The 19607-nt window shown below is 66.7% G+C and carries 15 protein-coding genes; 3 read left to right on the top strand and 12 right to left on the bottom strand.

Annotated elements, in window-relative coordinates; all coding sequences use genetic code 11:
- The first annotated feature begins 858 nt into the window (after positions 1–858).
- Both BM140_RS13500 and BM140_RS13495 read left to right on the top strand, forming a co-directional pair.
- On the top strand, positions 859–1296 hold the full coding sequence (locus tag BM140_RS13500; RefSeq protein ID WP_091946939.1) for a type II toxin-antitoxin system HicB family antitoxin: 438 nt from the start codon (positions 859–861) through the stop codon (positions 1294–1296).
- 30 nt (positions 1297–1326) lie between these two features.
- Positions 1327–1656, top strand: coding sequence for a hypothetical protein (locus BM140_RS13495; protein WP_091947142.1), 330 nt, complete (start codon positions 1327–1329; stop codon positions 1654–1656).
- A gap of 137 nt (positions 1657–1793) precedes the next feature.
- Here BM140_RS13495 and BM140_RS13490 read toward each other — a convergent pair whose 3' ends face one another.
- The 7 genes from BM140_RS13490 to BM140_RS13450 form a co-directional block, all read right to left on the bottom strand.
- A complete protein-coding gene (locus BM140_RS13490) occupies positions 1794–2108 on the bottom strand; it encodes a hypothetical protein (protein WP_091946936.1) in 315 nt (104 codons plus the stop codon).
- Between the two features lie 701 nt (positions 2109–2809).
- Positions 2810–3991 (bottom strand): helix-turn-helix domain-containing protein, encoded by a 1182-nt coding sequence (locus tag BM140_RS13485; protein WP_165616463.1) that lies wholly within the window; start codon positions 3989–3991, stop codon positions 2810–2812.
- A gap of 893 nt (positions 3992–4884) precedes the next feature.
- Complete coding sequence (locus BM140_RS13470; protein ID WP_165616462.1) at positions 4885–5175, bottom strand: hypothetical protein; 291 nt, start codon at positions 5173–5175, stop codon at positions 4885–4887.
- 272 nt (positions 5176–5447) lie between these two features.
- A complete protein-coding gene (locus BM140_RS13465) occupies positions 5448–5936 on the bottom strand; it encodes a hypothetical protein (protein ID WP_165616461.1) in 489 nt (162 codons plus the stop codon).
- 8 nt (positions 5937–5944) lie between these two features.
- Positions 5945–6307, bottom strand: coding sequence for a hypothetical protein (locus BM140_RS13460; RefSeq protein ID WP_091946925.1), 363 nt, complete (start codon positions 6305–6307; stop codon positions 5945–5947).
- A gap of 189 nt (positions 6308–6496) precedes the next feature.
- On the bottom strand, positions 6497–7006 hold the full coding sequence (locus tag BM140_RS13455; RefSeq protein WP_091946922.1) for a hypothetical protein: 510 nt from the start codon (positions 7004–7006) through the stop codon (positions 6497–6499).
- 196 nt (positions 7007–7202) lie between these two features.
- Positions 7203–7862 (bottom strand): lysozyme, encoded by a 660-nt coding sequence (locus BM140_RS13450; protein WP_091946919.1) that lies wholly within the window; start codon positions 7860–7862, stop codon positions 7203–7205.
- Positions 7863–8020: 158 nt separating this feature from the next.
- Here BM140_RS13450 and BM140_RS26595 point away from each other — a divergent pair, with 158 nt between their 5' ends.
- Complete coding sequence (locus BM140_RS26595; protein ID WP_280142592.1) at positions 8021–8155, top strand: hypothetical protein; 135 nt, start codon at positions 8021–8023, stop codon at positions 8153–8155.
- A gap of 73 nt (positions 8156–8228) precedes the next feature.
- Here BM140_RS26595 and BM140_RS13445 read toward each other — a convergent pair whose 3' ends face one another.
- From BM140_RS13445 to BM140_RS13425, 5 genes are read right to left on the bottom strand one after another with little or no spacing between them, the layout of a single operon-like run.
- Positions 8229–8669 (bottom strand): hypothetical protein, encoded by a 441-nt coding sequence (locus BM140_RS13445; RefSeq protein ID WP_091946916.1) that lies wholly within the window; start codon positions 8667–8669, stop codon positions 8229–8231.
- Positions 8670–8680: 11 nt separating this feature from the next.
- Positions 8681–9991 (bottom strand): glycine-rich domain-containing protein, encoded by a 1311-nt coding sequence (locus BM140_RS25895; protein WP_165616460.1) that lies wholly within the window; start codon positions 9989–9991, stop codon positions 8681–8683.
- Positions 9991–10845, bottom strand: coding sequence for a hypothetical protein (locus BM140_RS13435; protein WP_091946913.1), 855 nt, complete (start codon positions 10843–10845; stop codon positions 9991–9993). Before BM140_RS13435 ends, BM140_RS25895 begins: the two co-directional genes overlap by 1 nt.
- Positions 10845–12653, bottom strand: coding sequence for a hypothetical protein (locus tag BM140_RS13430; protein WP_091946909.1), 1809 nt, complete (start codon positions 12651–12653; stop codon positions 10845–10847). Before BM140_RS13430 ends, BM140_RS13435 begins: the two co-directional genes overlap by 1 nt.
- Positions 12653–19606, bottom strand: a complete 6954-nt coding sequence (locus tag BM140_RS13425; RefSeq protein ID WP_165616459.1) for a tape measure protein — start codon at positions 19604–19606, stop codon at positions 12653–12655. Before BM140_RS13425 ends, BM140_RS13430 begins: the two co-directional genes overlap by 1 nt.
- Between the last annotated feature and the right edge of the window lies 1 nt (position 19607).

Here is a 19607-nt window from a genome sequence, read left to right as displayed (position 1 = left end):
TCATGATGACCAGCGACCGCAAGGCCGGCGGGGTCGACGCCCGTTGCGTGACGCTCGGGAATCAGCACGGATATCGGGACAAGCCTGGGCGGCCGGTCGGCGTGCCGATCTGGGAGTTCGCGGCAAAGTCAGGAGCGCGATGAACAAGCCCCGCCCGTAGTGGGTCAGTTTGAAATCCGCCCCGCTTGACCCGTCCTTGGTCCCGGCGGTTGGGCGTGCCATGGTCGGGTAATGACCAACCCGGCAACTTACCCCTACAGCCTAGAAATTCTCCAACCGAAAAAGGAGGGGGGCTCGTTCCATTGGGCGATCCGCAAGAATGGAAAGCTCACACAACGATCGGACCGTGACCTCCGAACCGAGACGAAAGCTCGCGAGAACGGGATGGCGCAAATCGATAAGCTGCTTTCTGGAGGGGGCGACCGATGACCTCTGAGCGCCCCCGCTGAAGGACATGGCCGCGCATTACGAGCGGATGCGGGAGGGCGGGTTTACGGTGCTCGCCGGGTATCCCAAGGCGTAAAAGCGAACATTTTTGTACGAAACAGGTTGCCATTCGAACAGAAATGTTCGATAGTCTCTTCATCGGAACGGAGATGAGGAGTGACACGAGACGCACTGATCCGAGCCCTCCGCCGGTACGCCAGGAAGAGAGACCTGCTCTTCGAGGTGGATACGGCAGGCGGCAAGGGAAGCCACTACAGGGTGCGGCTGGCAGGGGCCGTCACCACCGTCCAGAGCGGTGAACTCAGCCCCTTCCACGTTCAACGCATCTGCCGGCAACTCGGAGTGGACCCCGCCGATCTATAGGCGGGGCCCACCCCTTGCGTTTCGTGTCACCCGCCTGAGGAGCGGACGATGTCGGAGGAATGGGTTTACCCGGTCGAGCTGCGGCGCGAGGGCGGCGAATGGCACGCCTATACGCCGGAGGTGCCGGAAGCGATCGCGTCGGGCGCTACGGAGGCCGAAGCGCTCCAGGAGATGGGCCACGCACTCGCGGCGGCGGTGCGGGGACGGATCAAGGACGACATGATCCTCGTCGCCCCGACCATCGCCCGCGCGGGTGCGGTATCTTATCCGGTGCGGTTGTCGGCCCGGCTTGCCGCCAAGGCTTCGGTCTACGCCGCGTGGAAGCGTTCGGGGATGACGAAGGTCGCCCTGGCCGAGCGTCTTGGCCGATCAGAGACCGAGGTACGGCGGATCCTCGACCCGGACCACGGCACCAAGCTCGACCAACTGGAGGAGACCGCCGCGGCGCTCGGCGGTCGCCTCGTGGTTTCCTTCGAAGCGGCGTGAGGCGTGACCGAGAGAGAGGAGGCGCCCGCCATGTCCAACGTCATCCGTCCGACCTTCGGGAGCCGCCCGCGCCCAAGCGCTGAGGCCGCGCCCGTCGCGTCACAGGCCGCTGCCGAGCTCCATCCGCCGTACGTCTACGGGCGCGCGGCGGGCTACCTCGTCGCGCTCATGGAGGATGCCAATGGTCCCGAGGGCGACGTGCTCAGGGTCGTGGTCGGCCCGCTGGCGGGCAACGAGCTCGAGGCGGTTGCGGTGATGCCGGCGACGCACGAGGGTCGGACCGATGCGGACGTGACCGCGCTGGCGATCTTGCGGACGTTGGAGATCGTCGAGGTAGAAGCCGGGCCCGCCTCGGCCTGAAGCCGATTGAGACTTGCCTTGCAGCGCCGCAAGCGCCTCGGCGCGCTGGCGCGCCGGGCCGCTGAGCAGATCGAGGTGTTAGGTCTCAGCGCCGCGGGCAGGAGTCGCCCGCCCGTGGGTTTAGGCGGCAGTCTGGGTCAGACCGCCTCGATACGCTCGCCAAACGGAGGAATCGCCGGCACCTCGGTCAACAGCACGTCCAGAACGCTGACCGCTGTGGTTTCGCGCGCGTCCGGCCCGATCTGCAGATCGGTGCCCTCCAGGGCGAAGTAGCCTCTGACCGAGATGTTTGGCAGCGCGGCCCAGGTTCCCAGCGTCGCGATGTTCGGCCGCGTGACGAAGGAAGCCGGATCCTGCGCCTGTCGCAGCTTCCCGGCGATCAGGCGCCAGTCGCGCGTCAGCTTCCAGATCGCACTGGAGCGCTCCTCCGGCAAGGCAGCCGCAGTCAGCATGCTGCCGTCTGCGACGATTTCCTGGACCCGCGCAAGAGCCCGCTCGACCGGCTGCGCGAGCGAATCGTTCGGCGGCGGGCGAAGGATCTGATGTCCAGCCGGGCCGTTATTTCGCCCTCATGCTCAATCACTGCCAGAGGCAAGCTGGTCTGAAATAGGAAGAGGTCTTTCCGTAGCGACTGAAAGCTGGGAGGAAGTGCAAAATTAAACGATCCCGAGTATGAAATCTCGCCGCACTTTTTCCAACCAATTCTGCGTATAGTGGTGAGGAAGCCTGCCTGCCGATGGATGTCTAAGGCTATCTAGAAGCGATCCTAGGGCGATCAGCCTTTGGCCGTGATTTCTGTGACAGCCAAATCGCATCGAACCGCGATCTGGTCCGCACAAAACCCAAGCATCCTCGCGCCCCAGGGCATGGGCCCAAAGGTGCTGCTCGCCGCAATGGATGCCAGCGCCCCCGTCAAGCAGGACTTCTGCTAGCTCAAGCTCGGTTGGATTGTGTACGTGGCGAAATTGACCTCGCAAGGTCCGCTCATCGACGTACTCTTGCGACTGAAGAGCGTAGCCGCCAGTTTGAAACTCTTTAATACACTCTTCAACTGTTTCAAGACGAAACGCACCTGCGATCGCTCGCCAGCACGCGAACTCGTGGCAAGCGGCGATCGCGTTAGCGTCGAGCAGAATGGGTGTATCGCGGGATATCAAGCGGAGGTAGTCTCCACGTCCACGACGCATCTCCCTCCAAGCTCTACAGGGCGTTGCACGCCATAGGCGTCACACAAGTCGCCAATTGCGCTGCGTTCCATGCGAAGCAGGGCGGCAGCGCGTTGTCCCGAAAGATGGCCCTGTTCGATAGCCGCGGCGATGGTTTTCATAAACGGGCGACTGAACAGGAGCGGTTTCTCTTCAGAGCGTGGGCCATCAATTTGCGCTCGGCCAGCTGCGATGAGATCACCCTCCTGAACGGAAGCCAGCTCGGGGCACCGCTTCGAATTGATCAAGCGCCACTTCAGGTTTCGGCTCGAAACACCGAGGAACTTAGCGGCTTCAGTCAACCACTGTGCGGCATCGCCCGACGGCTTGCCGATGCGATCGAGGCTCCACGACGGCAAAAGAAGGCCGGATGCGAAGTGATCGGCGAGTTGCTCAATGCGCTGGTTGCGATCAGCCGTCGGCGTGCGATGCGCGCGCGGCACATCCTCCCATGTGGCAATGGATGACTCGACATGCGCCGGTCGCATCACATTCCACGTGAGTAGATGAAAAAACTCATGCGCAAGATCAGAGTTTCGGCGCGCAAAGCTTTCGTTGCGATTAATGAGCACCGCGTCGAGTTCCGGCAGTTGGCATGCGGCTCCAGATATTCCATTGATCGCATCGACCATCAGAACAAGAATGCCAAGCTTGCTTTCCATTACGCTAGACAGATCAAAGGCTGGCTTATCACCAAGCTCAAGCTGACGAGCGACAGTTTCGCCGACATGGGCCGCGTCTTCGTACGCATTGGTGTAAGTGAGGCGCGTGTTTGGCAGCAGCTTCGACACGCGCGTCGAGCTGAGGTCGCTCAAGGCACGGTAGGCCCCAATCCATTCGCCAGCTAACTCCTCGAACGCGCTGAGTTGGTCCTGAGCGACATTGCGCTGGCGCCAGGAGAAAGCGCTTTTGCCGGTGAGCAGAAACGGATTTGTGATGCGATCGAGAGTGGTGTCAAAATGCTTGAGCAAGATAACGAGTTCGCCTGCCGACAGGCGACGCGCACCGGATTCAATCTGCGAAACGATCTGACGGCTGTTGAGTCCGAGCAGGTCCTTCAGGTCGTCCTGCTTCATGCCGCGCGCCTCGCGCAGGGCCTTCACGCGCTGGCCAATGTGATTCTGATTCATGTTAGGCATCCTGGCGACGTAGGCTTGCGTGAGTCAAAACGCAAGAAAACGTTGCGTTCCTGTGTGCGGCAAACGGCGTGAACGCGCAATGACCACCCCGTCTCAGCGCCTGCGGTTTTCGCCGATTTGATTACGAATGTGTCCTAAAAGGCGCCTGGGCGCATGAGGCATCGGCGCCAAGGGGAAGGCCTGGTCGGCTCAGTTCGCCGGTCGGCTCGCCACCTCGCCCATGAGCTCCAGGGCGCGGTCCAACCATCCGGAAGCCGGGACCGCCGGAGGCCCGCAACGGGGGAGGGGCGAGAAGCCGGCCGGACGGCAGCGCCAAGGGCAGGCGCTCGATGCGCTCGCCCCCGAGGCCGCGTGACAGGTCGGCCTCGCGAGTCTGCGCGGACACGAGCTCGGTTTGGTAGGCGCCGGCGAAGGGGTGATCGCAAACGAAAAACCCCGCCGCGGCGGGGCCGGGCGGGGCGAAAGCCATTAGCTTATGATCGATTACGCTCTGGCGATTATATGGCTCACCCAACTCAAGAAGCCGCGATTTCGGCGGCCGTGCCTAAGCCTCTCGACCTAGACAGATCGCTCGACTGGACAGGCTGAAACTGCGGCGTAAAAATGAGTCCCATGTCATATGTGAGTCGCTGTCTCCGCAAGGTCGATAGTCTCTCCGCCGCGCCGGGCAGCACCGTCGCGGGCCAGGTTGATGCCGCCCTGGATGAGCTGGAAAGGGCCTACCGTAGACCAAGCGAACGAATCGTCGCACTGGAAACGGTGCTGCAAGAAGTCTCTCGCGACTGCAGGGCCGGCAGCACCCGACTCGGCCATTTCCTTCAGGCCAGTGTCGATCAACGTCAGGAGCGACTCGCGCGCCAAGACTGCCGCATCCAAGGCCGCTTTTAGTGGGCAGCCTCTCCGCTCGGCTTCGTCTTGCGGTTCTTTTTCTTGGGTAGCTTGGCGGCTTTCACTGGCTCGTCGTCGTCCACCGCCCGTTCCGCCAGGGCGAAATCATACAGATCGCTATGGTCGCCGCTTTGGCCTTCGGCCACCGCGTAGAACGCAGCCCGGACGACTTCCTTTTTGGTCGCCTCCGGGTGTCGCTCACGGACAGCGGCAAGCAACGCCTTGGGCTTTATGCCAGTGGCGGCGATGCCGCGCAGGGTCTTCGCAAGTTCTTCAATCGAGGCCATGTCGCACCTGATGCCCCTGTGACATCTCACCAGGGTGAGGTTCTTCGGAGGCCCAGCTTAGCATGACAATGAGATGACCGTCTCCACGCTTGGATTGTGGCTCGGGTGTCACGCCTTTGTGAACTCAAATCGGCTATGGAAGCCGCTGTTCCTTCCTGAGACCAGGGACTTACTCGGGGCACGCTCATCGATCCGGTGGCGTGCCCTACTTTTTTGTTCCGCCGTCGCAGCACCGGGCGGGATCAAGGCGGAGGAAGCGGGAGGGCAGTGCGCTACGGGAGCAGCGTCGTCCCCGAGCAATCGACGTTGAACCCGGTCACCGCATCAGGGCGCGTCTGGCGCCAGAAGAGGCGCTGGAACCAGTTGCAAGCCGCGGACGGGCTGTCGATGATCTTGGCGGGGCCGCAGGGAAAATCCTCGGGCACGCGCTCGGAGATGTACCAGGGGCGCCCGTCCAGCTCCATCGGCGGGCGGGCGAAGTTGATGTCGGGCAGCACGTCGCGGCGGAATGCTCCCTTCGGCCCCGGCACGTCGCTGACCATCTTGCGGTCGTAGTGCAGTTCGCAATCGTCCTGATAGTCGATGGTCCGGGCCATGTTGAGGGTGTAGCCCGGCGGCACGTTCGGGGTAATGACGGCGGTGTTGAGCACTTCGTAGGGCCAGCGCCGCACGCCGATCACCATGCCCATGTAGCCCGAGAAGCCGATCACCAGGGGCGCGAGGACGCCGAGCAACCAGAGGCGGTTGAGCAGCCGGCTCATGCGAAAGCTCATTTCTGGAAGCTCCCTGTCACAAGTTGCCAGAACTGGCGAAGGACAGGCAGCCGCTCGGCCACCCAGGCGAGTTGATCGGAAAACCAGTGCGCGGCGAGCGCCGTGGTGACGAGCGTGGCGATGGCGCCGTGCCAGATACGGCGCATCCACTTGCGGACGACGGCCCGTTCCTGCCGCTCGGCCACAAGCTCGTCGATGGTGGACAGGCTGTCCTCGTCCTGTCGCTCGAACCAATCCTCGAGCCAACGCGGGAACTTGAGCACCCGCGCGGCGCCGCCGATGTGATGCGGCTTGTCCGGATCGGGAGGCGGCTCGCGGTACTCACCGAGCCCGTAGGCCTCGCCATAGGCCGGATCCATCCGTCGCCGGTTCCGCTCAGCCTCGACCCCGTCGGCGAATCCCTCGCTCGGCGGGGTCTCGCATTCCAGACAGCGGGCAGCCCCCTCTGCCACGGCGCGCGGATGCTTGGGCTCGGGTTTCCGGCGACGCGGTCCCATGATGGCTCCGGATGGATCACGTGAAGGGTGAGGGCCGGCATGCCGCCGCCCTTACCGAGCGGCTTTGCCGAGGCCCTGGAGCGCCGGCTCCAACACCTTCGCTGCGGTGCTATCGGCTTCGAGGTTGAGCGAGCGGAAGATGCGAGCCCCAATCTCGGCCGGGCCGCCGGCCAGCCGGACGATCCACGCGGGCGTCGAATCGAGCGCGCGCTGAAGCGCCTTCGCCACCACGGCCGAGCCGACTGGGATGGTGAGCACCTGGCCCTTGGCCGCGCCCTCGACGGCGTTGAGCGCGTAATCGACGGCGGTGCGGACCACGATCTCGATGCGCCCGGCGAGGAGCGAGGACAGCCACACCGGGCCGATACGGCCGAGCAGGATGGTGGCGAGGCCGGACAGCGCGGTCACGGCAAACGAGGAGACGGTCGGCGCGGCGGCGGCGACCATGGCCTCGGCCGAGAGCGTCACCGAGGCGTCGCCGATCTTGGCGACCTCGTCGGCGAGGGCGGGCGCGGCGATGCAGGCGAGCGCCAGCGCCGCGAGCGGGAGCATGCGGTTCATGGTGGGTCTCTTGCTGTCAGGGGGAGGCGCGCGGCGGGCCCAGCCGGCGAGGGATTACGAAGCACTCAGCGTGTGGGATGGCACTTGAGCGTTGATGCGGCATAGCGGCATGAGGAGCCGTCGCCGTCCGAACCCGATCAGGTGAGGTCGGCGGCTGGCGAGCCGGCGTAACGCCCCCTCACGTCGGCTCGCTGTCTTATGCTCTGCTCACGCCCCCTTTCGTCTCGGCATGAGCCTCGGCTGCGGGCGCACTGCGGAACAGCCCGCCGAGCCAGCCGGCGAGGCCGCCCCACCAGCTCGTCGAGGGCGGGACGATCACCGGCTCGATCACGGGCGTCGGCTTCACCGGGTCGAGCGCGGCCGCCACGGGTGCGGCGACCGCGACCCGGCTCACATCGTTGCGCCGGGCCTTCGGCAGCGTCTCAGCGTAGGGCGTGCGGAACTGGTCGTATTCGGCCTGCCGGCGCGGGATGATGACGGCCGGGCGGCTCCACATCAGAATCGCCTCGGCCGCCGCCGGCCGGTTGCCCTCGCGCAGCTTGCGCAACACGGTCGAGCGCAGGAACGCCGCCGGGCCGATGTTGAAGCAGAGCGAGACCAGGGCGTCGAAGGCGTGCTGCGGCAGGTCCGCCGGGACGGCGTCGCGCACCGTCTTCACGAACTTCTGCACGTCACGCTTGAAGATCGCATCGCACTCGGCGGAGGTGATGCGCAGGCCGGCGCGGGGCGTCGGCGCTCCGGCGGCGGCGGTGTGGCCGACGCCGATGGTCCAGATGCCGACGCTGTCCTTGTAGGCTTCGAGCCGCCGCCCCTCGCGCGCGATGAGAGCGGCCTCGCCAATCGGGCTGAGGTCCATGGTGTTTCTCCGGTGGTGGGTGAAGGGGGGCCGCCCGCGGGCTGAGCCAGCTACGGGACCGCGCCTGCGCTTCAGGTCACGGCCAAAAAAGTTCGTGTCGTATGCATCGTTTCAGCGCCTCCTCGGGGTGGACGTATCCCTGATAGGAGCAAGCCATCGTGAATAACTGGAACGACCTAGGCGTGATCTTCCGCGCCACTGCCCGCGCGCTGATCGTGCTGGCGATCATCGGCGGTTCGATTTGGGCCGCGAGCTACCTCGTGGTGATTTTCGCCAACGTCGGACGCTACTGAGGCCCAGGCACTGATAGAGTGGGCCGGGCGCCTGGGATGGCGGACCGGCCCCTGACAGAGGATGGCACAGGCATTACAAGGTTGCGGCGCTGCGCCAGAGGTTGTCCATCCGCGACGGGGCCCAGCCCAGCGCGTGGGCGAGCGCCAGGGTGCTCGGGTGGGCGCGCTCGAAGATCGTCGCGCCGGAGACCTGCATGTCGGCGGCGAAGCGCTCGGCCTCGTCAGGAATCGCGTCGATGGCGGACTGGAGCGCCGCCGGCACCTCGCCGCGCTTCACGAAGGCGAGCGCCTCCGGCCGGGTGATGACGCCGAGGTCCGCGAGCGCCTGCGCGAACTGGCGGTCGGAGATGGCCGGCGGGGCGTCGGCAGCCGCCGGCACCTCATCCCAAAGCGGCGCGCCGTCGTCGGGCTCGATGCGCTGGCCGTCCTGCGGCTCGAAAGGCGTCTCGCCGTCCCACTCGACGATGTTCAGCTTGCGGCCGGTGGCGGTGTCGGTGATCTGGTAGCGGGCCATGGCGTTCCTCCTCAGCCGCGAGAGATGATGAAGGCCTCTCCCCGGGCGCCGTCACCGCCCGCGCCGGAGTTCGCGCCGTTGGTCGAGGCGCCGCCGCCGCCGCCCGCGCCGCCGCCAGGGGTGCCCGTTCCGCCGGCCCCGCCCGCGACTGTACCGGCCGCGTTGCCGCCCGCGCCGCCGCCGCCCGACCCGCCGAAGCCGCGCGCCCAAGTCTTGGCGACGCCCGGAGCACCGGCCCCACCCGGTGCATTGCCGCCCAACGAGATCTGCCCCACGCGGCCGTTGCTTGCGATGTTGACGTAACCGCTGGTGCTGCCCGCGGCCGGGGCGTTTCCGGCGTTGATGCCCCCGCCCGCGCCCCCGCCTGCGCCCGCGCGAAAGCCGTTTGCGCCTTGGTTGGCGAGGTCGCCGGAGCCGGAGGAGCTGGCCCCGTTGCCGTTACCGCTTGTGTCGAACGTAAAGGTCGATCCAGCCGGCCCGCCGCCCGCAGAGCCGTTATACCCGCCGCCACCGCCGCCCCCGCCGCTGGCCGCGAGAATGCCGACGCCGTTCGAGAAGACGACGGTGACACCACCCTGCCCACCGCCGTTTCCGTTGGTGTTGTCGGCCGTGACGGCGGCTCCGCCGAGACCGCCGGCCGGAATTTGAATGGTGAGGGTCGCGGCGAGGTCCGCAGCCGCGAAAGTCTCCTCGACGAGGCCGCCCGCGCCGCCGCCGCCGCCGCCCGTCCGCACACTGCCGGCTGCTCCGCGCCGACCCGAACCACCGCCTCCGCCGCCTCCGATGAGGACGAATTTCACATCCCGCGCCCAGGACGGCCGCGTCCACGTCCCGGTCGTGGTGATGATGTCGACTTGGGTGAGGACGGCCGGGCTGCTGCCGCCATCCGCCCGCTGGTAATCGATGACGCGCCAGTTGCCCGATGCATCCGAGGTGGCGATCGCGGTGTCGCCGGCCGCCGCGGCGATGCTGGCGCCGCCCGGCAGGATCAGGCTCGTCGCATTGTGCGTGAGCGTCGCCGCTGCGGTGAAGCGCAGGATCCGGATGCGGTTGGCGATCGTGCCGAAGCTGGTGATCGTCGCACTGCCCGTGATCGCCACGCGGGTGGTGTTGGTGCCGCCGATGTTGACGGTCGCGGCCGAGGCGAGGGTGGTCTCGCCAGGGGCCGAGCCGGCGATGACGGCGGCGGCGTCCTGCACCGACTGTCCGACGGCGGCAACGTCCTTCGCCAGCCGCGGAAAGCTGAAGACATAGGAATACGCGGCAAAATCCGTCTCGGAATAGGTATTGCCGTTTATATTGAACGGATATTCGCCGGCCATCAGATCAGCTCCTCAACAGCGAGGTTCCACGAATACGGATAATCGACCGACGGAGAGGCGGTGACGATGTCGTCAAGCTGCGTCAGCGAGCCGTAGATCGTCCGGCGCAGCCGCACGGCGGTGGATTCGGCCGGGTCGTAGACGAGGAGCAGGTTGCCGGTGAGCCCGAGGCGGGCCTGAAGGTCGTAGGCTGCGCCCCAGGCCTCGCCCTCGGTGAGGTACGGGAGCTGAAGTGTCATCAGCCGGGTTTTCGGCTTCTTGTCCCAGTAGACCGAACCGCCCCTGGACTTCGTCTTCACACTCTCGTCGAGGAAGCGCAGGCCGACGCCGTAGGCCATGTTGATGCGCGGCACGAACGGCTCACCGCACATGAACCGTCCGATCTGGACAAATTTGTCGGGGTTGGCCGCGTCGCTGATCTCGATCCGGACATAGCGCCCGAACACCGAGGTGGCATGTCGATACAAGGTGATCGCCCCGCCGGGCTTATAGTCCGAGCGAAACCCGTTCCAAGGGAATGCTCCCCACGGCATCGAGCCCCACGGCACGTTCGGCTGATAGGCCGGGACCGTCACGTCGAGCACTGGCGCCGTCAGATCGGCCGCATTCGACACGATGATGCGCACGGTCGCCGCGGTGGTAAGGTTTGTGCCGATCAGCGCAAACATGCGGAGCGCGTGCAGCGTGAGCAGATCGCACGTGAACGTCGTCGATCCGACCGAAGCTCCGACCGATCGTGCGGCCTCGCCCGGCAGCGGTGTCTTGAGCCGGTTGAGGGAGTTAATGAGCCAGCCTCCGCCAGAATACTCACCGTCGTCGGCGGGGTTGTCGAACAGGATATGAACGTTCGACATCAGCCGAAAACTCCGATTTCGACCAATCCCGTTTCGTAGTATTCTTTGAGATCGACGATGCGGAACAGCTTGCCGGCGGAGAGGCCGTAGCGCCCGGTTTTAATCGACACCACCATGCCGAGGGAAAGGCTTAGCAAGGCCTGCTTGAGAGTGATCTTGAAATAGTCCCGCCGCACTCCGAAGAATGAGAACTGCCGAGCCAACTCCGTCTGCGCCGGGTTAAATTCGTCGAAGACGGTTTCAATCTCGACGCTTTTTGTGCTCTGATAGGTTAGCAGGGCCGGGGGATATGTGCCGAATGCGGCCGACCATTCTTCGGTGAAGGTGGCGGCCTCGGCAACGCCCGCGATCTGATCGGTGCTCAGCGTAGACCAGTTGCGTCGGAACTTGAGCGTGAATTTGTAAGTCGGCTGGCCCGTGGTGATCCGATTGATGGACGTGATAGTCAGATCGTCGAAGGCGGCGTCCGGCTCTCCGGAGGGAAGATCGATGCGACCGGTGCGGAAGGTGTTGGCGCGCGTGATGTACCAGTAGCACCCGCCGCCCTCGGCGACTGCGTCGAGCAACTGCAGACCGTTCCCGCCCTGCGGCACCCAATAGCCCGCGGTTGCAGGCAGGAGGTCGTTGAGGGCGATTCGCGCGGCGCTGTCCTGATAGCCCTGCTGTTCGGTGAGATCGAGCGCTTCGGCCATCGCGTGCATGATGCCGGCGACGGTGCCCCACGGGCAGATGATCCAGGACGAGGATGGGTTGAGGCCGGTGCTTCGGTAGCTATCGACGTTGACCGTGATCGTGTTTCCCGGCCGGGTGCCGGTAACGACCCCATCCATCCAGGTCCCGCCCGGATCGGTCGCGAGGAGGCAGCGCACCCGCATCCCGAAGGAGATTTGCCGCTCGTCCCCTCCGCTCCCGCCGTTCCCGTCGTCGTCGTCGCCCCCACTGCTTCCACCGACCTCGACGGTGAACGTCTTGGTGCCGAGGCCGATGGTGACCGGCGAACTGCTGGATACGGCCAGATAGCGACGGCCAAGCACATCGACCTGGATGGGTCCGAGGAAGGCGCCGCCGAGCGTGATCGTGCCGGTGTTGACGTCGACGATGTATTCGCCCGGTTGGGGTGTCACGCCGTCGGCGGCATAGGTAAGCTTCGAGCCGCGATCCCACAGGTTGAGCACGCCGACGATCGGGCCCGAGCCGATGCCGAAGCTATGCCGGCCGGTTGCGGTGTCGACCCCGAGATAGACCGGTTCGACGTGGCGGCAGCATCCCCATGCGTCGGGTTTCAGCTTCCCGTAGAGTTGCCCGCTGCCTTCAGCCCCCCCCGTGCCCAGATACGATGTCCTCTGAATTTCGCGGTCGAGGTAGAATGACACGTCCTGCAGAGGGAGCGTCACCAGCTCATCGGTGAACGTCGGTTCATCGCACGTCAGGATGGTAACCAGACCATAGTCCGAAAACGAAAAGCCCTCTCCGCCGACGTAGAACAACAGCGGCCGACCGGCCCAGGCAAACGGATAGATGAAGTCGAGACCGCCATCGCTGTTGACCAAAGAGATCTGCGTCTTGTTCGACGACGAGCGGCCGGACAGCTTTCCCTCGGAAAACAGGGCCCGTTCGAAGGTTGGAAGGTCGTTGATCCTGGGGGCGAAGTAAGCGTTTGCCGTCTCGTCCGATGGGAGTGAAATGAACCCGTGGGTCGATACCGGGACGATCCGCGGGGCAAGGAGCTGGGTATCGATGCAATGGGCGATGACGGCATAGCGCAAGTCCGGCGCGCTGCTACCGAGTAGATCGCTGAGCTTGCTCATCACGCAGTCCTTTTGATCGGCTCGCCCCGGCCCGCACGCTTCGGCGCGGCGTCGCGCCGGGCGTCCTCGCGGGAGCCCGCCACCTCGTCGGTGGCCTCCTCGATCTTGCCGGCGACCTTGTCGGCGCCGGTCTTGGTGACGCGGGCCAGCATCTCGAGGAGCGCCTTGTTGTCGGCGCGCAGGCTGCGCAGCTCGTCCCGCGTGGCCCGCTGTTCGGAGAGCAGCGCGCCAAGATCCATGCCGCCGCCCGCGACCGGGATCGGCATCGGCACCGCCGGGACCATGCCGGGGTTGTCGTTCATGGCCTGGAGGAACGGCGCGTTCAGGCGGGCCGCGGCGGCGTTGACGACGAATTCGCCGTTGCTAAGCTTGGCCCCGATGCTGTCGCTGGTGCCCGTGCCCGGCCCGCGCACCCAACCGCCCTCGGCGAAGGCGTACAGCAGCCCATCCGGGCGGTTGGTGCTCATGAGCTTGATGAGGCCGTTGACGGTCTGCCCGGTGTTGAAGACGATCTTGTTCAGGGCATCGATCATGCCGTTGTTGAGCACGGTGCTCGTACCCGACACCCGCACCGGGCTCGCCAGGGTGAACTGCTTGTTGAGCAGCCGCAGCTGCTCTTCCTGAAGCCCGCCCGAGGTCTTCAGGCTCGTCAGCGTGTCCTTGGCCGTGTTCTGGTAGCCCTGGATCGTGGTGAGGATGGTCTTCTGATCGGCGGCGAAGCCCTTGAGGCTGTCGAGCAGCGCCTTGCTGGCCGCGGCGGTGCCGTTGCCGTCCTTCACCGCGCCGGTCGCCGCGTCGGTCGCGGTCTTGTTGTCGTTGACGGCTTTGGTGGTGCCCCCAACGAGCCCCTTCAGGTCGAACATCCGGCCCGCGGTCAGCTCGGCCTGCGTGAGCTGGCCGTCGCCGTTGGCGTCCAGCGCCTTGATCCAGTCGGTGGCGATCCGCTGCTCGGCCGCGGTCGAGAGCCCCTTGATCGCGTCCTGCAACTCGGCCTTGTCGAGGATGCCGTTCACCGACTTGTCGAGGGTCGAGAAGTTGGCGTTGAGGGCCGCGGCAAAGGCGCTGGCGCTGTTGGCCTTCACCGCACCGGCGATGGCGCTGTTGGCCGCCTCGATCGCGGTGATGACGCCGTTCCCGTCGGCATCGATCCGGTCGAACACGGCTTTGGCCGCCGCCTGCTCCGCCTTCGTGGCCGGACCCACCGCCTTGACGTACTCGTTCCAGTCGATCTTCGCGTCGGCGTTGAGATCGATCGTCTTGAACGACGCGGCGATGGCAGCCCCCATCTTGCCGGGATCGTTGGCTTTCAGCTGCGCCAGGAGATCGACGCGGACGGCCTCCGCCTTCGTGATGATGCCGTTCCCATCGGCGTCGATCGCGTCGAACACCTTCTTGGCGGCCTGCTGTTCCGCCTTCGTCGCGAGGGGCCCGAGCGCCTGGACGTACTCGGCATAGGTGATGCCGCCGTCGCTGTTCACGTCGATGGTCGGGAAGTAGTCTTTCAGCGCCTTGGCGACGAGCGCCGGCGCGTTGGCCTTCAGGCCCGCCACGAGATCGACGCGGGTCAGCTCCAGCCTGGAGATGATCCCGTCGCCGTCCGCGTCGATGTTCTTGAAGTAGGCCTCGGCGAGCTTCTGGTCCGCCTTGGTCGCCAGCGGGCCGAACGCGGCCTTGAACTCGGCGAGCGACAGCCCGCCGGAGCCGTTCTTGTCGAGCCGGCTGAAGTTATCGTTCACCGCCTTCGACACGCCGTTGATGCCGGCGAGGTTGCTGCCGAGTTCCGCGCGCAGAAGCTCCAGTTTCGAGATTTGCCCATCGCCGTCGATGTCGATCGACCGGAACACCTTCAGCGCCTCCTGCTGCTCGGCCACGGTCGCCTTCGGCCCGAGCGCGGCCAGAAATTCCTTCTGCGAGATCAGACCGTTGGTGTTGGCGTCGAGCTTGTTGAAGTTCGCGCTTAGGGCCTTCGCCACCTCGCTCGCCTTGGCCGCGGCCAGCCCGCCCTTCGTCTCGGCGATGAGCAGTTCCAGCTTGGACAGCTGTCCGTCGCCGTTGAGGTCGATCTCGGCGAACTTCAGCAGGGCCTTCCGCTGCTCCTCGACGGTGGCCTTCGGCCCGAGCGCCCTCAGGAACTCGGCCTGAGACAGCAGCCCGTCGGTGTTGGTGTCCAGGCTCGTGAAGTCGCCCTTCAGCGCCTTGGCGATCTCGCTGGCGCTGCCGGTGCCGATCGCGCTCTGAAGCGCCATCGTCTGCGCCTTGATCGCGTCCACGATGAACTGTTCGGCCGAGACCTGGGACGGCAGCGCGCCGAGCTGCTTCGTCACCGCGCCGAGGATGTCCTGATAGCCCTTGCCGCTCGCGAACTGCCCCTTGCCGGCGTCGAGGAGCCGGTCGGCATAGGTGGTGATAGAAGACAGCGCGTCGCGGTCGCCGCCCTTGGCGAGCTTCATCTGCGCGTCGAACTGCGCCTGCGCTTCCTTCAGCCGGTCGCCCGGGGAGAGGTTGGTCGCGGGCCCGGCCTTCAGCCCGTCGAGATAGGTTCGGATGTTCTTCGTCGCCCCGTCGAGGAAGGTCTGCGCTTCGGCGAGCGCCTGCTTGCGGGCGGCCACCTCCGCGGCGCCGGCCTCGCGCACGATCTTCAGCCGCTCGGCCGCCTGCGCCTCCTCCAGCTTCGCCATCGCCTGCCCGCCGGCCGCGGCCTCGTCCAGGCGCTCCTGCGCGTGCTGGCGGTCCATCTCGGCCAGCTTGCCGGCGAGCGTGCTCGCATCGTTGCGGGCGGCGAAGATGCGATCCTCAGCCGACAGGACGCGGCGCGCGCCGGCCTCGCGGGCGGCGGCCTCGGCCTCGGCCGCGCGGGCGGCGAAGTCCTTGATGATCGCCGTGCGCTCGGCGGCGAGCGCCTTTTCGAGGTCGGCCATCGCCCGGCCGCCGGCCTTGGCCTCGGCCGCCCGGTCCTGCGCCGCCTTGCGATCCTGCGCCGCGAGCGCGCCGGCGAGCGTCGAGGTGTCGTTGCCGGCCGCGAACGCCCGGTCCTGATAGCCCAGCGCGCGGGCCGCCGCCTCGGCCTTCGCGGCGGCGGTGTCGATCGCCTGCCCGAACTCGACCACCGCGCCCTTCAGCGCCGGGAACTGGCGCACCAGGGCGGTGAAGGCGTCGCCGGTCAGCTCGGAGCCGTCCACGATCTTCTGCGCGGCGAGCGAGAAGTAGCGGCCCACCTGCGCGGTGTCGGCGCCGATGGCCTTGGCGTCCGCCAGGAGGCCGTCACGTTCCTTCACGAGGTCGGCGATGTCGTTGAGGTAGGACTTGCCCGCCGCGTCGTTGATCTTGGAGCCGAGGTCGGCGGAGAACTGCGCGCGCAGGGCGTCCATCGCCTTCGTGGTGCGGTCGGCGATGGCCTTGGCCGCCTCGTCGGCGGACATGCCGAGATCCTGCAGGACGCGGCTCAGGCCGGCTGCGGTGCCCTGGATCGCGGCGAGGCGGCTCTGCGTGTCGGACAGCGCCTTGGGCGGGTCGAGGGCGGCGAGCGCGGCCTGCTGCGCCGCGGCGCGGGCGCGGGCGGTGTTGGCCGCGGCGTCGGGCAGGCTCTCGGCGTCCTTGACGAAGGCCTTCAGAGATTCACCCAAGGTCGAGATCGCAGCGTTCGCCTGCGCGAAGGGGCCAGACGTGCCGAACCCTGCGGCGACCTCGGCAAGGGTGCCCTCGAAGGCGTGCATGAACACATCGCGCAGGCGGAACGCGTACTTGGTGAAGTCCACCATGATCGCGTCGGCGCGCTTCTGGTCGCCGGCCTGCGAGGCCGTCTTATTGGCCTGAACCGCCTGCTGGAACGCGGCGTCGATCTGGCCGCCGACGTTGCCGACGGATTCGCCGCGGAACGTGGCCTCGAGCTTTTTGATCTCGGGCTCGGCCTGCCGGTAGGCTTCCTTGTAGGCCTCCAGCTGCTCCCGGAGCTTCTTGGCCGCCGCCTTCTTGGCCTCGGATTTTCCGAGCAAGCCGCCGATCAGGCCGCTGAAACCGCCCACCACGGCGCCGACCGGCCCGCCCGTCGCGAATCCGGAGACCGCGCCACCGAGGGCGCCGACAACCGGATTTCTGCTTTGGTATCCGATCGCAGCTCCAGTGCCCGCAGCCAAAAGCCCGCTACCGAGAGGCGACGAGGCGAAGCCAAGGGATTTCCCGTCCGATCCGGTGCGGGGCTTCAGCCAGTCCTTGAAGGTCGTGTCGTAGCCGTTCTCGAAACCCTTCTTGACCGAGTCCACGAGCTTGCCGAGACCGTCGGCGCTGAAGTCGATTCCAGAGCCCCCGGCCTCGCCCGTGAACAGCGGGTTGATCAGGTTCCTCTCGATCCCTCGCGTGCCGATGCGGCTCAGGCCTCGGGTAAAGTTGTTCAGCAGGCCGTCAAAGCCTTTGTTCGCGCTGCTGAACATATCATCGAACACGCCGCGGAATGTGCTCGAAATTTCGCTGGCAAGGTCGTCGGTCTTGGTCTTGACGGTCTCAATGTCCTTGCCGTCGAGATTTAGGCCAATCTTGACCTTCATTGCTTCGGTGAAGCGCGGATCGATCTGAGTGAGGCGATCACCGAACTCGGCGACCTGCTTCTGCAACTCAGCGCCCTTGCGCTTCAAAGCCTCCTCGGGGAACAGCTTCTCAAACGCAGCCTCGGCCTGCTTGCGGAAGGCCTCGAACTCTCTGGCTGCTTCGCGCGCCGCTTTGCCGGCCTCGCGAGTTGCGGCGACACCCGCCTTCTTCGCCTCCCGCTCGTCAAACTCGCGGTTGGTGTTGGCGACCTGCTGCGCGAGCGTTGCCTCGGAGCGAGCCACGATCTCGTTGCGCTGTGCCGCGCTCATCGCCGTGTTGGCGCCGACGGAGAGGCTCTTGACGAACTCGGCCTGCGCGTCGTTCAGTTTCGCGATGGCGGCCTGCCGGTCGTCCATCCCGGCGATGGCCGCGGCGCGCTCGTCGGACTGGACCTTCTTCAGGGCCGCGCCGTAGCCGGTCACCTCGTCCGTTGCCGCCTTGTAGGCCTCCGCGATCTTCGCCTTGCGATCGACCATGTCATTCTGGTTGATCTCGCCAGCGAGATAGGCCTTCTCTGCCGCCACAGTGCCGCGATTGAACTCGGCCTGCGCCGTGGCGGCCTTGGCGGCGGCGTCCACCGCCTGCTGAAGCTGCGGCGCCATGGCAATCAGCTTGGCGAGGGCATCACCGTAGGCCATGATCTTTGGGAGCGCCGCCTCGGCTGCGGCGGCGCCCGCGGCAATGGTCGAGGGCAGCCCGAGCAGCGCCCGATCTGCGTCCGTTGCGGCGCCCGCAAGAAGCCTCAGCACGGCGGACAGCCGCTCCTTCGCGGCCGACAGGTCATCCGCAGCGCGTGCGGCGTCCCGGTCGGCCACGGCCGTATTCAGTCCTTCGTAGAAGAAGGCATCGACGCCCCCGCCGCCGGCCTGCGCCCGCACGCGGGCCTGCTCCGCCTCGGCGACCTGAAGACGGGCCTGCGCCGCTGCGACGCCCGCCTGGGCTGCCGTCAGTTGCTCGGCTGCCAACCGCTTCGTCTCGTCGGCCGCGCCGGCCAGCGACCCCTTGGAGGCGGCCAGCGCCGCGTCGAGCGTCTTGACGCTGGCCGCCTGAGCCTCTGCCGACTTCGAGCCTTCGTCCTGGCGCAGCGCAAGGTAGGCGACGCCCGCAGCAGCCGCCGTCAGCGCCAGCCCGATCGGCCCGCCGAACGCGCCCATAGCGATCGACAGCGCCCGGCTCGATGCGACAGCCGCAGTCTGACTGGCCACGAGCGACTTCGTCGCCACGTCGTAGACGCCCATCGCCGCGATGGCGCGGGCGATGCTGGCCGCGATCTCGACGACGGACGGCCCGAACCGCAATGCGATCAACGCCGCCAGCCCGGCCCCGGCCAGATCGCTGTTCCGGCGCAGGAACTCGAAGGCGCCGCCAGCCGCGCGGATACCGCTCGCCAGCGCGCCACCGAAGCCCATGGCCGCGTCCTGGCTGGCCTTGAGAAAGGTCGTTGCCTGCCGTGTCGCGTCGTTCAGCGCCTCGGTGAGACCGCCCTTGCCGGCCGCGAGGAACAAGTCGGTGATCGCGGTCTGAAGCCGGTTGATGTTGGCCTGCAGGTTGTTCGACGCATTGGCTGCCTCCGGCCCGAACACTCGGTGCATCTCGTCGGCAAACTTCGGCAGGAAGTCCGAGGCGAGCACCTGCCCGGATTCAAGCATCTTGCCGAGTTCGGCGGTGGTGACGCCCATCGCCTTCGCGGCGATGTTGAAGGCGCCGGGCAGCCGCTCGCCAAGCTGGCCACGCAGCTCTTCGGACGACACGGTGCCCTTGCTGGCCATCTGGCTCAGGGCGAGGAGCGCGCCGCTCATGTCGTCGGCGGACAAGCCGAGCACGGTGCCGGCCTCTGCGATCGACGAGAACACCTTGCGGGCCTTCTCGCCCTCAAGCTCGGTGCCGCGGGTCGAGGCGGCGAAGCTGGCGAAGTCCTTGGCCGTCGAGCCCAGGCTGAGGCCGAGCCGGTCGGACTCCGCGCGGATGAAGGCGAGCGCCGACTGCGCCGCCTCGGTCGAGCCCGTGGCGGCCTTCAGGCTGGCGTCGATCGCCTGGAAGCTCGTCACGGTCTGGATGAACTGCCCGGCCGTGAAGACGGCGCCGAGCGCGCCGGCGAGCGCGATGAGCTTGCTGTAGCCCGGCAGCAGCGCGCCGATCTGGGCGCCCTGCGTGGCAAAGCTGGTGGCCACGTTGTCGTTGGCTGCTCGCAGGTTCTCCAGCGCGCGGCCCTGCGCTGCGCCCTGAGCCGAGAGGTTTCGCCACTGCGCCGCCGCCCGCTCGGCCGCCAGGGTCGCCTTCTCCTGCGCAGCCCCCTGTGCGGATAGGGCTGACCAGCCCGCCCTGGCTTTCGCGGCGGCATTGTCGTTCGCTGCCGCAGCCTGAGCGGTCACG

The sequence above is a fragment of the Methylorubrum salsuginis genome (assembly GCF_900114375.1).
GTDB classification, from domain to species: Bacteria; Pseudomonadota; Alphaproteobacteria; order Rhizobiales; family Beijerinckiaceae; genus Methylobacterium; species Methylobacterium salsuginis.
This window is presented reverse-complemented; position numbering and strand designations above follow the sequence as displayed.

Excerpts from the sequence above, each read along its gene's own strand:
- BM140_RS13500 (WP_091946939.1), top strand. The coding sequence starts at position 859 with ATGTCGGAGGAATGGGTTTACCCGGTCGAGCTGCGGCGCGAGGGCGGC.
- BM140_RS13495 (WP_091947142.1), top strand. The coding sequence starts at position 1,327 with ATGTCCAACGTCATCCGTCCGACCTTCGGGAGCCGCCCGCGCCCAAGC.
- BM140_RS13490 (WP_091946936.1), bottom strand. The coding sequence starts at position 2,108 with ATGCTGACTGCGGCTGCCTTGCCGGAGGAGCGCTCCAGTGCGATCTGG.
- BM140_RS13485 (WP_165616463.1), bottom strand. The coding sequence starts at position 3,991 with ATGAATCAGAATCACATTGGCCAGCGCGTGAAGGCCCTGCGCGAGGCG.
- BM140_RS13470 (WP_165616462.1), bottom strand. The coding sequence starts at position 5,175 with ATGGCCTCGATTGAAGAACTTGCGAAGACCCTGCGCGGCATCGCCGCC.
- BM140_RS13465 (WP_165616461.1), bottom strand. The coding sequence starts at position 5,936 with ATGAGCCGGCTGCTCAACCGCCTCTGGTTGCTCGGCGTCCTCGCGCCC.
- BM140_RS13460 (WP_091946925.1), bottom strand. The coding sequence starts at position 6,307 with ATGGATCCGGCCTATGGCGAGGCCTACGGGCTCGGTGAGTACCGCGAG.
- BM140_RS13455 (WP_091946922.1), bottom strand. The coding sequence starts at position 7,006 with ATGAACCGCATGCTCCCGCTCGCGGCGCTGGCGCTCGCCTGCATCGCC.
- BM140_RS13450 (WP_091946919.1), bottom strand. The coding sequence starts at position 7,862 with ATGGACCTCAGCCCGATTGGCGAGGCCGCTCTCATCGCGCGCGAGGGG.
- BM140_RS13445 (WP_091946916.1), bottom strand. The coding sequence starts at position 8,669 with ATGGCCCGCTACCAGATCACCGACACCGCCACCGGCCGCAAGCTGAAC.
- BM140_RS25895 (WP_165616460.1), bottom strand. The coding sequence starts at position 9,991 with ATGGCCGGCGAATATCCGTTCAATATAAACGGCAATACCTATTCCGAG.
- BM140_RS13435 (WP_091946913.1), bottom strand. The coding sequence starts at position 10,845 with ATGTCGAACGTTCATATCCTGTTCGACAACCCCGCCGACGACGGTGAG.
- BM140_RS13430 (WP_091946909.1), bottom strand. The coding sequence starts at position 12,653 with ATGAGCAAGCTCAGCGATCTACTCGGTAGCAGCGCGCCGGACTTGCGC.